Raw genomic sequence first — 13411 nt, 5'->3', positions numbered from 1 at the left:
CCGCCCCCCGCGGATTTCCCGAGCGGCCGGGGACTAACCCGTCACGCGGACTTCCTGCTGTCGCGCGGATGCACGGCGATGTTCATGGCGCCGGAGCGCAGGACCGCCAGCCGCTCGGCCAGCACCTCCTCCAGCTCCTCGCGCGTGCGCCGCTCCATCAGCATGTCCCAGTGCGTACGCGCGGGCTTCGCCTTCTTCTCCTCGGGGCCGTCGCCGTCCACCAGGAGCGCCTGGCTCCCGCAGACCTTGCACTCCCACTCCGGCGGGATTTCCGCCTCGACCGAGAACGGCATCTCGAAACGATGCCCCTTCTCGCATGCGTACTCCACCGCCTGGCGCGGGGCCAGATCGATGCCGCGGTCGGTCTCGTAGCTGGTCACCACGAGGCGCGTGCCGCGAAGAGCTCGCTCACTCATGAATCGTGCCTCCCGGGCTTGTCGCCCACAGGACAGGTGTCGCTGTCGTCGTCATCCGGTCAACGTCCGGTCGGCGGTAAAGATTCCCGTTGCGGGTCATGCGTCGCCCGTCGTGCCGCCCCTTTTTGTACCCACCAATGCCCGGTTTGTCACATCTGAAAGGAGATGTCACCCAGCGCTTCCGTCATCTGAGCACGCAGTAACGGTCCGCCTGGTAGGCCAAAGGCGTATACTACCGGCCTTTCGCTCCGCCGTCTAAACCGGTCCTCCATTCGATCAGATCCGTTCGGGTACCGGATTGCCCGCGGCGGCCACCGCACGCCGCACCGGCACCCGCGCGAGCAGCACGAACCCCGCCGCGAAGAACACCACCAGCGAGACGATCGCGTCCCGATAGCTGCCGGTCAGCTGGTAGGCGAGACCGAAGACCAGGGGTCCCAGCCAGCTCAGCCCGCGGTCGCTCATCTCGTACGCCGAGAAGTACTCCGCCTCCTTGCCGCGCGGCACCAGGTGCGAGAACAGCGACCGCGACAGCGCCTGGCTGCCGCCCAGCACCAGCCCGATGGCCGCCGCCAGCGCGTAGAACCAGACCGGCGCCCCGGCGGGCAGGAGGTACCCGGCGGCCAGGATCAGCGTCCACACGGCCAGCGACGCCAGGACCGTCCGCTTCGCGCCGTACGCGCGGGCCAGCCGCCCCATGCCGAGCGCCCCCGCCACCGCCAGCACCTGCACCAGGAGCACCGCGGTGATCAGCGTCGTCTGGTCCAGCCCCAGCTCCTCCGAGCCGTACACGGACGCCTGGGAGATCACGGTCTGCACGCCGTCGTTGTAGACGAGGTACGCCAGCAGGAACGACAGCGTCAGCGGGTGGCGCCGCATGTCCCGCAGCGTCGCCGCAAGCTGCCGCCATCCCGACCCGACCGCGCCCGCGCCGCCCGGCGGCATCCGGCGGTCCCGCAGCCGCCTCAGCGGCACGAGCGTGAAGGCGCCCCACCACAGGCCGGCCGACGCCAGGCAGATCCGCACCGCGGCCGACTCCGAGAGCCCGAACGACGCGTGCCCGGTGTACAGCACCAGGTTCAGCACGAGGACCAGCGCGCCCGACGCGTACCCGAACGCCCACCCCCGCGACGAGACCGCGTCGCGCTCCTCCGGCTCGGCGATCTGCGGCAGGTACGCGTTGTAGAGGGCCATCGACACGGCCAGCGACGCGTTCGCCAGGATCAGCAGGAGCGCGCCGAGCAGGTACCGGTCGCCGTCCAGGAAGAACATCCCCGCCGTGGCGCCGGCCCCCGTGTACGCGGCGGCCGCCAGCAGCGGCTTCTTCCGCCCCGTGCGGTCCGCCGCCGCCCCCGCCAGCGGCATCACCAGCACCGCGAGGACGATCGACAGGGAGACGGAGTACGCGAAGACCGACCCGGCCCGCACCGGGACGCCCAGCGGGTGCACGAAACCGTCCGCGTCGGCCGCCGCCTTCGCCACCGACGTCAGGTACGGCCCGAGGAAGACGGTCAGGACGCTCGTCGAGTACACCGAGCACGCGAAGTCGTAGAAGTACCAGCCGCGCCGCTCGCGCCCGCGGTCGGGCGGCGGCGCGGCGGCGTTCGCGCCCCGGTCGGCGGTCTCGGCGGTCACCCGCGCCCCCTCGTTCGTCCCGGCCCCGGCCCGCGCCGGGTCAGACCCACGCTCCCCGGCCGGTGAGCACCGCGCGCAGCGTCTCCAGATGATCGGTCATGATGCCATCGACGCCCAGGTCCAGGAGAGAGTCCATCCGCGCCGGATCGTTGACCGTCCAGACGTGCACCTGGAGTCCGCGCGCGTGCGCCTCGCGGACGAAGCGCCGGTCGACGACGCGGACGCCGCCCCTCGCCTCCGGCACCTGCGCGGCGACGGCGCCGGCGCGCAGCGCCGCCGGTATCCCGTACGAGCGCAGCCGCAGCCCGACGACGCCCCGCACCCCGAGCGACGTGGCCAGTCGCTCGCCCGCCGCCCTGCGGGCCCGGGCCACCCGCCCCTCGTCGAACGAGCCCACGCACACCCGGTCCCAGGCGTTCGTCCGGCGGATCAGGGCGACCAGCGGGGCGAGCGCCGACTCGGCCTTCAGGTCCACGTTCCAGCGGGCCCCGGGGAACTCCTCGAGCAGCTCCTCGAAGAGGGGCAGCGGTTCGCGGCCCGCCACGCGCGCCCGCCGGACCTCGCTCCACGGCAGCCGGGCGATCCGTCCCCGCGCGTCGGTGACCCGGTCGAGGGTGGCGTCGTGGAACGCGACGAGCCGGCCGTCCGCCGTGGTGTGCACGTCCGTCTCGAAGTAGCGGTACCCGGCGCCGGCGGCCCGCCGGAACGCGGCCGCGGTGTTCTCCAGCCCGTCCGCCGCACCGCCGCGGTGGGCGAACGGAATGGGGGAGGGGTGGTCCAGGTACGGGTGGCCCGGTTGGGGGCCCGGTAGGCGAGTCACCGCGGCAGTATCACCCGTTCGGGTGTCCCCGAGGCGACCACGGTGCTGCCGGACGCCGTACCGGGGGCGGCGCCGGGCACGGCGAACAGGCGCAGCGAGAGCTGGGCGAGCGGTCCGATCGCCAGGGCGTACAACACCGTGCCGACGCCGAGGGAGCCGCCGAGGAGGAAGCCGGCGGCGACGACGCCGATCTCCAGGGACGTGCGGATCAGCCGGATCGAGCGGCCGGTCAGCCGGTGCAGGCCGGTCATCAGGCCGTCGCGCGGGCCCGGCCCGAAGCGCGCGGCGATGTAGAGGCCGGTCGCCAGGCCGTTGAGGACCACGCCGGACACCATGAGCGTGATCCGGGCGGGCAGGCCCCCGGCGTCCGGGACGACGGCGAGGGTGGCGTCCATCGCCGCCCCGATGAGCAGGACGTTCGCGACGGTGCCGAGGCCCGGCCGCTGCCGGAGCGGGATCCACAGCAGCAGGACGACGGCCCCCATGATCGTCACGACGGCGCCGATCGACAGGCCGGTGAGCCGCGACAGGCCCTGGTGGAGGACGTTCCACGGCTCCAGGCCGAGACCGCTGCGGACGAGGAGCGCCGAACTGGCGCCGTACAGGAGGAGCCCGGCGATGAGCTGCGCGAGCCGGCGCGGAAGCCGCCGCCCCCGTGGCGGGCCGGCGGACGCGGAGGGCGACGCGGACGACGATCGGGACAAGGGGTACCCCCGGTGTGCTGGTGTGGTGGACTGACCTGTGTCACTCTCTTGCGTGCGATTGGATGCCGACCATGGCCAATTCGAGGAAGGTGGACTGAGATCATGACTCAGTGGACTTCGGCTGTGGGGGCCGCCCAACTGGCCCGTCAGTTGACCGCGCAGCAGTCCGGGCCCGCCGGTCCCGGGACGCGCAGGCCGCCCGCCTACCGGGCCCTGGCCGACGGGATCCGCCTCCTCGTCCTGGAGGGCCGCGTCCCGGTCGCCGCCCGGCTCCCCGCCGAACGGGAGCTGGCCCTCGCCCTCTCCGTGAGCCGCACCACGGTCGCCGCGGCGTACGAGGCGCTGCGCGCGGAGGGCTTCCTGGAGTCCCGGCGCGGCGCCGGGAGCTGGACGACCGTGCCCGCCGGCAACCCCCTGCCCGCCCGCGGCCTCGAACCGCTGCCGCCCGAGGCGCTCGGTTCGATGATCGACCTCGGCTGCGCGGCGCTCCCCGCGCCCGAGCCCTGGCTCAGCCGCGGCTTCCAGGGCGCCCTGGAGGAGCTGCCGCCCTACGCGCACACGCACGGCGACTACCCGGCGGGCCTGCCCGCGCTGCGCCGCACCCTCGCCGACCGGTACACGGCGCGCGGCATCCCCACGATGCCCGAGCAGATCATGGTGACGACCGGGGCGATGGGCGCGATGGACGCGATCTGCCACCTGTTCGCCGGGCGCGGCGAGCGCGTCGCCGTGGAGTCGCCGTCGTACGCCAACATCCTCCAGCTCATGCGGGAGGCCGGCGCCCGGCTGGTGCCCGTCGCCATGGCCGAGGACCTGTCCGGCTGGGACCTGCCCCGCTGGCGGCAGGTCCTGCGGGACGCCGCGCCCCGGCTCGCCTACGTCGTGGCCGACTTCCACAACCCGACCGGCGCGCTCGCGGACGAGGACCAGCGGCGGGCGCTGGTCGACGCGGCCCGGTCGGCGGGCACGGTCCTCGTGGTCGACGAGACCATGTCGGAGCTGCGCCTGGAGGACGGCATGGAGATGCCGCGCCCCGTCTGCGCCTTCGACCCGGCGGGCAGCACGGTGCTGACGGTCGGCTCGGCGAGCAAGGTGTTCTGGGCCGGCATGCGGATCGGCTGGGTGCGCGCCGCGCCCGACGTGATCCGCTCGCTCGTCGCCGCCCGCGCCTACGCCGACCTGGGGACGCCGGTCCTGGAGCAACTGGCCGTCAACTGGCTGATGGGCGGGGGCGGCTGGGAGGAGGCGGTCGGGCTCCGCCGCGCCCAGGCCCGCGAGAACCGGGACGCGCTGGTCGCCGCCGTCCGCCGCGAGCTGCCGGGCTGGGAGTTCGAGGTGCCGCTCGGCGGGCTCACCCTGTGGGTGCGCACCGGGGGCCTGTCCGGCTCGCGCCTGGCGGAGGTCGGGGAGCGCGTCGGCGTACGCGTCCCGTCCGGGCCCCGCTTCGGCGTGGACGGAGCCTTCGAGGGGTACGTGCGGCTGCCGTTCACGGTGGGCGGGGCGGTCGCCGACGAGGCCGCCGCACGCCTGGCCGCCGCCGCCCGCGCGGTCCGGTCGGGGGCGGCCGGCGGGCCGGCGGTGGAGGAGCCGCGGACGTTCGTGGCCTGATCCGGTCGTGGCCCGATCCGGGGAGGTCAGCCGGGGACGGCCGCCCCGTCCGCCGGGAGCGGGGCCTCCCGCACGGGCCGCTCCGGGAGGAGGTCGAGCACCGCCCGGCGGTGGGCCTCCGGCGACGCCTCGTCGTACGGGTCGGGGGTGGCCGGCACCTGGAGGCGCACGACCCGCCCGGTGCCCAGGCGCGCGTAGCCCCGGCCCGGGGGGACCTCGGGCGGCGGCGTCGTGTGGGGCGGGGTGCCCAGGACCGCCGCGAGCTGGTCGGCGGGGGCCGAACCGAGCGTCACGCGCGCGCGGGTGTGGCTCCGTACGGCGTCGCCGAGCGCGTCGACGGTGTCGAACTGCTCGGCCACCACCACCGTCACGTACGCCGCCCGCCCGTGCCGCAGCGGCACCTGGAGGAGGTCCTGCGGGCCCGTGCGGCCCTCGGCGGCCGCCAGGTCGGCGAGGACGGACGGCCGGTCCAGCAGGATCCACAGCGGGCGCCGCACCTCCACCGGCGCCGGTTCGCCCGCCCGCCGGGCCTCGTGCGCGGCGGCCAGGCGCCGCTCCGTCTCGTGGGCCGCCCACTCCAGGGCGTTCAGCGCGCCGGCCGGGCCGCACTCGACGCCCAGCACGCCCCGCCGGCCGGTCAGGCACGCGTACTCGCCGGTCCCGAAGCCCTCCAGGACCAGCACCTCCCCGCCGTGCTGGAGGGCCTGGAGCGCGACGGACCGCAGCAGGGTGCTGACGCCCCCGCCGGGCTGGCCCACCACCAGCAGGTGCGGCTCCGTCGAGCGCGGCCCGGTGCGCCACACCACCGCCGGGGCGTCCCGCGTCGCGTCGCCGTCGTGGACCGGGACCGTCCGCTGCACGGCGTCGGCGTCCGTGAAGCCCAGCACCGTCTCGCCGGGCACCGTCACGAACCGCTGCGCCGCGACCGACGCGGGGAGCGCGGGCAGCACGGTCATCAGCAGTTGGTTCCCCTCCTCGTCCCAGTCGAAGCGGTACTCGCGGCCACGGCCCGACTTGGCGTGCAGCAGCCGCTCGATCCGGGCGCGCGAACCCGGATCGCCGTCCGGGAAGTACGCCGGGTACGAGACGCGCAGCCGGGTCGGCCGGCCGTCCGCGTCGAACGCGAAGTCCCCGAAGGCCCGCTTCCACTCCCCGCCGTGGGCGAACAGCGGGCTCGGGTCGTCGGGCACCGAGAAGTGCGGGACCAGGGCTTCGTACAGCGCCCGCAGCCGCTCCGCCCCGACCTCGTCGGGGCCCGGCCGGGCGGCGGGGCGCTCCCGGCCCTTCCACGCCGCCGCGCCCATCACCGACACGAGCGCCAGCAGCGGCCCGTACGGCATCAGCACGACCCCCAGGACGCACACGGCGGCCAGGAGCAGCGTGGGGCCGCGCCGCTCCCGGGGGGTCGCCGCCCATCTGGCGCGCCCGGCCACCGCCAGCCTCCGCAGGCCGCGCGAGACCGTGATCAGAGGATGGAGGACGTCCGTGGCGCCGTCGGCGGCCGTGCGCGCGATCTCCCGACCGCGGGAGATCGAGGCGCTGCCGCTGCTCAGGATGCGGGGGAGTGGTCGACGGGCCACGTCGTCTCCTGGGGTCGTGGAAGGTGGGCGGAGTCGTGCGGAGCCGCGGGGCCGCGGAGGGGAGGGGGCCGGGCGGCGTCAGAAGTTGATGCCGCCGAGGAGGCTGGCGAGGCTCTGCCCGCCCGCGGTGATGCTCGGCGCGATCGCGGTGCCCGCGAGGTAGAAGCCGAACAGCGCGCACACGAGGGCGTGGGACGCCTTGAGCCCGTCCTTCTTGAAGAAGAGGAAGACGATGACGCCGAGCAGTACCACGCCGGAGATAGACAGGATCATGAGAGTTTCTCCCGGTTGGAGGGACAGTCACCATGAGTCATTCCAGGCTCACAGGAAGCATCTATGTGATAAAAGGTGCAAAAGAGTGAATTAGCGGCGTTTTCACTTGACCGGCGCACGTCGGGCCCTGCCCTCACGGGGCAGTACCCTGTCGGTTCACTCGTACGGCTGACCTCGCCGTACGTGCGGCAACGGAGTGGAAACAGCAGGAAAGGCGGCCCCCGATGAGCGAAACCCCCGACCCCGAGGTCGTCGACCTCGCGTCGAAGATCTTCGACCTGGCGCGGCGCGGCGACACCGACGCCCTCGCCGCCTACGTCGACGCGGGAGCCCCCGCGAACCTCACCAACGACAAGGGCGACTCCCTCGTGATGCTCGCCGCCTACCACGGCCACGCCTCTGCCGTGGAGGCCCTCCTCGCGCGCGGCGCCGACCCGAACGCCGCCAACGACCGCGGTCAGACCCCCCTCGCCGGCGCCGTCTTCAAGGGCGAGGACGCCGTCGTCCGCGCCCTGCTGGCCGGCGGAGCCGATCCGGAAGCCGGCACTCCGTCCGCCGTGGACACCGCCCGGATGTTCGGCAAGACGGACCTCCTGGAGCTGTTCGGCGCCCGGTGAACGAGCCGGGAACGGGCAGCGAACCCCGGACGGACACGGTGCCGTAAATGTGGTCGCGGCGGCGAAAACGCTGGGTCATCATGACGACGGGCCCGCAGGGGGCCACCGATGAGAAGGCAGAGGCAGAGGAAGATGGTCGACACCAAGCAGAAGACGACGGGCGGTCTCCCATGGCGCCGCGCGGCCTAGCCGATCACCGGCAATCAACCCACCCGGTTGCTTCGGGACACCCGACCGCGCCCGTTGCGTCGACAGCTTGATGTGAGGCGTTTTCCATGTTCGAACCCGTCATAGCGCCGAGCGGCACCCTGCTCGGCCTGCTGCAGAGGGGCCGCGGCGACGGCACGCTGCACGCGCTGGCCGCGCCACGCGCCGAAGCGCTCGCCGCCCTCGACCACTGCGTCCTCCACGACCCCCGTCAGGACTGGCAGGTGGAGAACCGCTCCCTCTACTACGCGCGCCTCTACCTGGACCTGCACGGCGGACTCGAGGCGATCGAGGAGCACCTGTTCGGTGTCGACGACCACCTCGACACCGAGGAGTGCCGGACCGGCCTCGCGCTGTCCGTGCTCGGCCACCTCGCCTCGTACGGCCGCCGTGACGCCCTGTTGCTGCTGCGCCGCTACACCGCGACCGGCAGCAACTGGGCGTGGGCCCTCGACGAGCTGGCCCTCCGCGACGACGACACCGCGCTGCGCGGCCTCGCCGACGTCGTCCTGGCCCGCTTCCCCACCACCCCCGAGGGCGACGCCGCGCTGGCCGCCGCCGTCCGCGACGCCTACGAGCCCCGCCCCTGGCGGCTGTGGGGCGAGGATCCGCGCGATACCGTGGGCGGCCGCGTGCGCGCCGCCCGCGAACAGGGCTCCTTCGACCGCTGGCAACGCCAGATGCGGCCGACCGGGCCCCGCCCCGGCTGGAGCGTCCAGGCCGTCTTCGACTGGGCCCAGCAGGGACTGGAGCGCGGCACCGCCCTGCACGTGCCGGCCGCCCGCTGCCTCACCGCCGTGGCGGGCCCCGACGACCGCGAGCTGATCCTGGAGGCCGCCCGCGGCGGCCCCGACGGCGCCCGCTGCGCCGCCCTGCACTACCTCGCCGAGGGCCGCGACCCCGCCGTACTCGACCTGATCGAGGCCGCCGCGAGCAGCCCGTCCCGCACCGTCGCCGAGGCGGCCGTCGCCGCCTTCGAGCGGATGTGCGGCGAGGCGGCCGTCGACCGCGCGCGCGGCTGGGTGCACCGGCCCGACGCGCTCGGCACGTCCGCCGGCGGCGTCCTGGCCGCCCGCGGCGGCGAACAGGACGCCCCCCTCGTCCTCGACGCGCTGCGCCAGGCCGTCCGCACGGACGGCCCCGACGCGCCGTCGCTGTACCCGCTCGTCGACGGCGCAGGCCGCCTCGGCATCGGCTGCGCCGCCCCCGTACTGCGGCACGTCTACCGCGAGACCGCCTCCTCCGAACTGCGCGGCCGCACCGCCCGCGCCCTCGCCGCGACCGACCCGACCTTCCCGACCGGCCTCGCCGTCGAGTGCCTGTGGGACTGCGAGGAGACCACGCGGGAGGTCGCCGCCCGGCACGCCGAGACCGGGGACGTACGCGTCGCCGAGCGGCTGCGCAGGCTCGCCGCCGACCCGGTGGAGGAGGACGAGGTGCAGACCGCCGTGCGCAGCCGCATCGGCCCCGACGCGCCGGCCGTCTGACCCGGCGGGCCCCGGCGCCGACGGTCCCCTCTCTTCCGGCGCCGACGGTCCCCTCCCCTCCGGCGCCGGCGCGGTCGAGACGGGGCCGGGCGGCGGTCCGTGGCGGAGGCCCCGGGCGGCGGCCCCGGCCGCCCACCCGCCGGAGCCTGGTCACGTCCGCCGGAGCCCGGCCGCCCACCCGCCGGGCCCGGGCCCACCGGACGTCGCCGGGGGCCGGTACTTCGAGCGGACGCCCCGCCCGGGTGCACCCCGCCCGGGCGCGTCCCGGCAGCGGCGGTACGCGCGGTACGCTGCGGCGGGCGTCACCGGACGCGCACGAACCGCACGCGCGCCCCCGGCACGGCCTGCGCGGCCGCCACCAGGTCCGCCTCCCGGACCACGGCCACCACCGGGTACCCGCCGGTCGTCGGATGGTCCGCCAGGAACACCACGGGCCGGCCGTCCGGCGGCACCTGCACGGCCCCCAGCACCATGCCCTCGCTGGGCAGTTCCCCCGAGCGCGCCCGCTCCAGAGGCGGGCCCTCGGTGCGCAGCCCGACCCGGTTGGACGCCGCCGAGACCCGGTACGGGCACGTGGTGAGCGTCCGCAGCGCCCCACCCGTGAACCAGTCGTCCCGCGGCCCGAACCGCACCCCCAGCACCACCTCCTCCGGCACGCCCCGCCAGGGCGCCCCCTCGTAGTGGGCGGCATCCTCCGGCGGGGCACCCAACGGCAGCGTCATGCCGTCCGCGAGCGGCGCGGGCCCGAGCCCCGACAACAGGTCCGTGGACCGGCTCCCCAGCACCGGCTCGGCCGCCACACCCCCCGCGAACGCCACGTACGACCGGACGCCCCGCACCGCCGCGCCCACCTCCAGGACGGCACCAGCCGCGACCCGGACCGCCGCGCCCCACGCCACCGGCCGCCCGTCGACGGTGACCGGGCAGGGCGCGCCGCCCACTGCCACGGTCACCCCGCACCACGGCCGCAGCGCGCAGCCGGTGAGCGTCGTCTCCAGCACCGCCGCCCCCTCGTCGTTGCCGACCAGCCGGTTGGCCAGCGCGGCCGCGTACGGGTCGAGCGCCCCGGACCGCGGCACCCCCAGGTGCGCGTGCCCGGACCGGCCCCGGTCCTGCACCGTGGTCAGCGCCCCGGCCCGTACGACGGTGAAGGCCCGGTCCGTCACGCGCCCTCCTCGACGAACCGCACCCGCACCCCCGGCGACAGCAGTGCCGCCGGTTCCCGCGCGGGGTCCCACAGCACCGCGTCGGTCGTCCCGACCAACTGCCACCCGCCGGGCGACGAGCGCGGATAGACACCCGTGTACGGGCCCGCCAGGGCGACCGCGCCCGCCGGGACGGCCGTGCGCGGCGTGGCCCGGCGCGGAACGCCGTACCGCTCCGGCAGCCCGGTGAGGTATCCGAAGCCCGGCGCGAACCCGCAGAACGCCACCCGGTACTCGGCCGCCGCGTGGATACGGCCGACCTCCCCGGGCGCCACCCCCCACACCGCGGCGACCTCCGCCAGGTCCGGCCCGTCGTACCGGACCGGCACCTCCACCAGGGGGCCCGCGTGCGCGTCGAGCGGCGGCACCTCCCACCCGGCGGCCTCCGCGGCCAGCCGCCCCGGATCGGCCACCCCGTCGAGCAACACCGTCCGCGCGGCCGGCACGATCTCGCGGACGGCGGGCAGCGTGCCGGCCGCCCGCCTCCGCAGCAGCTCGGCGTGGAACGCCCGCGCCTCCTCGCCGCCGTCGAACTCCAGCAGCAGCGCCCGCCCACCCACCTCCAGGGCCCTCACGTGAACGCCTCCACCCGCACACCGGCCGCCTCCAGCCGGGCCCGCACCCGCCGGGCCAGCTCCACCGACCCCGGTGTGTCTCCGTGCAGGCACAGCGACCGGGCCCGGACGGACAGGGTCCGCCCGCAGTGCGACGTCACCGTCCCGAACCGGGCCATGGACACCGACCGCTCGACGACCGTCTCCGGGTCGTGGAGGACCGCGCCCTCCCGCCCCCGCGGCACGAGCGTCCCGTCCGCCGCGTAGGCCCGGTCCGCGAAGGCCTCCGTGACGACCGGGAGGCCCGCCTCCCGCGCGCACGCGTGCAGCCGCGAGTCCGGCAGTCCCAGCAGCGGCAGCCGCTCACCGGTCAGCAGCACCCCCTCGACCACGGCCCGCGCCTGCTCCTCGTCGCGCACGACCCGGTTGTACAGGGCGCCGTGCGGCTTCACGTACGACACCCGCGCCCCGGCGGCCCGTGCGAACACCTCCAGGGCGCCGATCTGGTAGGCCACTTCGGCCGCCAGCTCGTCCGCCGGCACGTCCATGGCGCGCCGCCCGAATCCGGCCAGGTCGCGGTAGGAGACCTGGGCGCCGATCCGGACCCCCCGCTCGGCGGCGAGGGCGCACACACGGCGCATGGTGGCCGCGTCCCCGGCGTGGAAGCCGCACGCCACGTTGGCGCTGCTGACGACGGACAGCAACTGCTCGTCGTCGGTCAGCCGCCAGCGGCCGAAGCCCTCGCCGAGGTCGGCGTTGAGATCGATCGATGCCCGGGTCACGTCCGTCGACTCCTTCGAAATCCCTGTCCGCACCCGCCGGAGCGGATCGTGCTCCGCCGGTCGTCACCACAGCTCCCGCCCCCGCGTCTCGGGCAGCCCGAGCAGCGCCACCACGGCGATGCCGTACCCGGCCGCCCCGAACACCAGGGCCCCGCCCACCCCCCAGCCGTCCGCCAGGAAGCCGACCAGCGCCGGGAAGAACGCTCCCACGGCACGGCCCGTGTTGTACGTGAACCCCTGCCCCGTGCCGCGCACCGCCGTCGGGTAGAGCTCGGCCAGGAAGGACCCGAAGCCGCTGAAGATGGCCGACATGCAGAAGCCCAGCGGGAACCCGAGGACGAGCACCAGCCCGTCCGCCCCTGCCGGGATGTTCGCGTACGCCACGGTGCACACCGCCGACAGGACGGCGAACAGCACGATGTTGCGCTTCCGACCCAGCCGGTCCGTGAGGTACCCCCCGGTCAGGTAGCCGAGGAACGCCCCCGATATGAGGAACGCGAGGTAGCCGCCCGTACCGACGACCGTCAGGCCGCGCTCCGCCTTCAGGTACGTGGGTACCCACGTGGCCAGGGTGTAGTAGCCGCCCTGCACACCGGTCGACAGCAGCACCGCGAACAGCGTCGTCCGCGCCAGCCCCGACCGGAATATCCCCGCGAACGAGCCGCGCCCGGCGCTCTCCCGCCGCACGCGGGCCGCCTCCGGGGCGTCCTCGACGTGCCGCCTCACGTACACCACCAGCAGCGCGGGCAGCGCGCCCGTCCAGAACATCACCCGCCACGCCGTGTCGGGGTCGAGGAGGTGGAACACCAGCGTGTAGACGACCACGGCGAGCGCCCAGCCCGCCGCCCACGCGCTCTGGACGCCGCCCAGCGTGCGCCCCCGGTGCCGCGCCGACGCGTACTCGGCGACCAGGATCGCCCCGACCGCCCACTCGCCGCCGAAGCCCAGGCCCTGCAGGGCGCGGAAGACCAGCAGCGTCTCGTAGTTCGGCGCGAAGCCGCACGCGACGGTGAACACCGCGTACGTGACGACCGTGACCATCAGCGCGCGCACCCGGCCGATCCGGTCGGCGAGTATCCCCGCGAGCGCGCCGCCGACCGCCGACACCACCAGCGTGACGGTGGTGAGGAGCCCGGTCCGGCCGCTGTCCAGGCCGAAGTATGCGGCGACGGCCACCATGCTCAGCGGCAGCGCGAAGAAGTCGTAGGAGTCCAGGGCGTAGCCGCCGAACGCGCCGGTGAAGGCCCGCCGGCCGCGTGGCCCGAGGGCGCGCAGCCAGGTGAGCGGCGGCTCGCCGCCCGCCTTCCGGGGGGTCGTGGCCGGTTCGGACCGGGTCGTACCCATCTGCACCTCGCAGGGGGTGAGGAGCGTGCCTGAGTGGAGCCGTGCGGTGACGACGAAGGTAGGGGATCGTTGAACGATCCCACAAGGCCTGTGGACAACCCGTTCTCTACGATGGCCACGGCGGCGGACGGGGTCCGCGGCGAGGGCCCCGCGGACGGCCCGGCGCGGGGCCGGGGCGG

The 13411-nt window shown here is 75.3% G+C and carries 13 protein-coding genes; 3 read left to right on the top strand and 10 right to left on the bottom strand.

Translation table 11 applies throughout. The annotated features are described in order from the left end of the window. Positions 1-41: 41 nt before the first annotated feature. The 4 genes from RND61_RS30000 to yczE all read right to left on the bottom strand — a co-directional run bounded on the left by RND61_RS30000 (position 42) and on the right by yczE (position 3575). Positions 42-416, bottom strand: a complete 375-nt coding sequence (locus tag RND61_RS30000; protein WP_010468770.1) for an RNA polymerase-binding protein RbpA — start codon at positions 414-416, stop codon at positions 42-44. Between the two features lie 276 nt (positions 417-692). After that, on the bottom strand, positions 693-2051 hold the full coding sequence (locus tag RND61_RS29995) for an MFS transporter (RefSeq protein ID WP_315881302.1): 1359 nt from the start codon (positions 2049-2051) through the stop codon (positions 693-695). A 40-nt stretch (positions 2052-2091) separates the two neighbouring features. Beyond that, positions 2092-2871, bottom strand: a complete 780-nt coding sequence (locus tag RND61_RS29990) for a glycerophosphodiester phosphodiesterase family protein (protein WP_315881301.1) — start codon at positions 2869-2871, stop codon at positions 2092-2094. After that, the gene (gene yczE / locus RND61_RS29985) at positions 2868-3575 is read right to left on the bottom strand and encodes a membrane protein YczE (protein ID WP_315881300.1); all 708 of its coding nucleotides are present in this window, start codon (positions 3573-3575) and stop codon (positions 2868-2870) included. The genes RND61_RS29990 and yczE overlap by 4 nt, the downstream gene beginning before the upstream one ends. A 102-nt stretch (positions 3576-3677) precedes the next feature. Between yczE and RND61_RS29980 the strand changes: the two genes are divergently transcribed. Continuing rightward, on the top strand, positions 3678-5183 hold the full coding sequence (locus RND61_RS29980; protein WP_315881299.1) for an SCO1417 family MocR-like transcription factor: 1506 nt from the start codon (positions 3678-3680) through the stop codon (positions 5181-5183). Positions 5184-5209: 26 nt separating this feature from the next. On the opposite strand, the gene RND61_RS29975 is transcribed toward RND61_RS29980, so the two are convergent. Next, positions 5210-6763: a hypothetical protein gene (locus RND61_RS29975; protein ID WP_315881298.1), complete on the bottom strand. Its 1554-nt coding sequence runs from the start codon at positions 6761-6763 to the stop codon at positions 5210-5212. Between the two features lie 78 nt (positions 6764-6841). Then, positions 6842-7036 carry a hypothetical protein gene (locus tag RND61_RS29970; protein ID WP_189538194.1) on the bottom strand — a complete coding sequence of 65 codons (195 nt, stop codon included), beginning with the start codon at positions 7034-7036 and terminating at the stop codon, positions 6842-6844. A gap of 224 nt (positions 7037-7260) precedes the next feature. Between RND61_RS29970 and RND61_RS29965 the strand changes: the two genes are divergently transcribed. Both RND61_RS29965 and RND61_RS29960 read left to right on the top strand, forming a co-directional pair. Then, entirely contained in the window at positions 7261-7653 is a 393-nt protein-coding gene (locus tag RND61_RS29965; RefSeq protein ID WP_315881297.1) for an ankyrin repeat domain-containing protein, read from the top strand. A gap of 275 nt (positions 7654-7928) precedes the next feature. Then, positions 7929-9347, top strand: a complete 1419-nt coding sequence (locus tag RND61_RS29960; protein ID WP_315881296.1) for a HEAT repeat domain-containing protein — start codon at positions 7929-7931, stop codon at positions 9345-9347. Positions 9348-9649: 302 nt separating this feature from the next. Here RND61_RS29960 and RND61_RS29955 read toward each other — a convergent pair whose 3' ends face one another. The 4 genes from RND61_RS29955 to RND61_RS29940 form a co-directional block, all read right to left on the bottom strand. Then, positions 9650-10513, bottom strand: coding sequence for a 5-oxoprolinase subunit C family protein (locus RND61_RS29955; protein WP_315881295.1), 864 nt, complete (start codon positions 10511-10513; stop codon positions 9650-9652). Further along, entirely contained in the window at positions 10510-11127 is a 618-nt protein-coding gene (locus tag RND61_RS29950) for a 5-oxoprolinase subunit B family protein (RefSeq protein WP_315881294.1), read from the bottom strand. Before RND61_RS29950 ends, RND61_RS29955 begins: the two co-directional genes overlap by 4 nt. Then, positions 11124-11888, bottom strand: a complete 765-nt coding sequence (locus RND61_RS29945; RefSeq protein ID WP_315881293.1) for a LamB/YcsF family protein — start codon at positions 11886-11888, stop codon at positions 11124-11126. The genes RND61_RS29950 and RND61_RS29945 overlap by 4 nt, the downstream gene beginning before the upstream one ends. A gap of 63 nt (positions 11889-11951) precedes the next feature. Next, positions 11952-13232 carry an MFS transporter gene (locus RND61_RS29940; protein WP_315881292.1) on the bottom strand — a complete coding sequence of 427 codons (1281 nt, stop codon included), beginning with the start codon at positions 13230-13232 and terminating at the stop codon, positions 11952-11954. Between the last annotated feature and the right edge of the window lie 179 nt (positions 13233-13411).

The organism is Streptomyces tamarix (assembly GCF_032423885.1).
Classification (GTDB): Bacteria; Actinomycetota; Actinomycetes; order Streptomycetales; family Streptomycetaceae; genus Streptomyces; species Streptomyces tamarix.
Note: the sequence above shows the minus strand (reverse complement) of the source record. Positions and strands in the feature narration are given on the sequence as shown.

What these genes read in the sequence shown, in the direction of transcription:
- RND61_RS30000 (WP_010468770.1), bottom strand. Translation starts at nt 416, where the DNA reads ATGAGTGAGCGAGCTCTTCGCGGCACGCGCCTCGTGGTGACCAGCTAC.
- RND61_RS29980 (WP_315881299.1), top strand. Translation starts at nt 3,678, where the DNA reads ATGACTCAGTGGACTTCGGCTGTGGGGGCCGCCCAACTGGCCCGTCAG.
- RND61_RS29970 (WP_189538194.1), bottom strand. Translation starts at nt 7,036, where the DNA reads ATGATCCTGTCTATCTCCGGCGTGGTACTGCTCGGCGTCATCGTCTTC.
- RND61_RS29965 (WP_315881297.1), top strand. Translation starts at nt 7,261, where the DNA reads ATGAGCGAAACCCCCGACCCCGAGGTCGTCGACCTCGCGTCGAAGATC.
- RND61_RS29960 (WP_315881296.1), top strand. Translation starts at nt 7,929, where the DNA reads ATGTTCGAACCCGTCATAGCGCCGAGCGGCACCCTGCTCGGCCTGCTG.
- RND61_RS29940 (WP_315881292.1), bottom strand. Translation starts at nt 13,232, where the DNA reads ATGGGTACGACCCGGTCCGAACCGGCCACGACCCCCCGGAAGGCGGGC.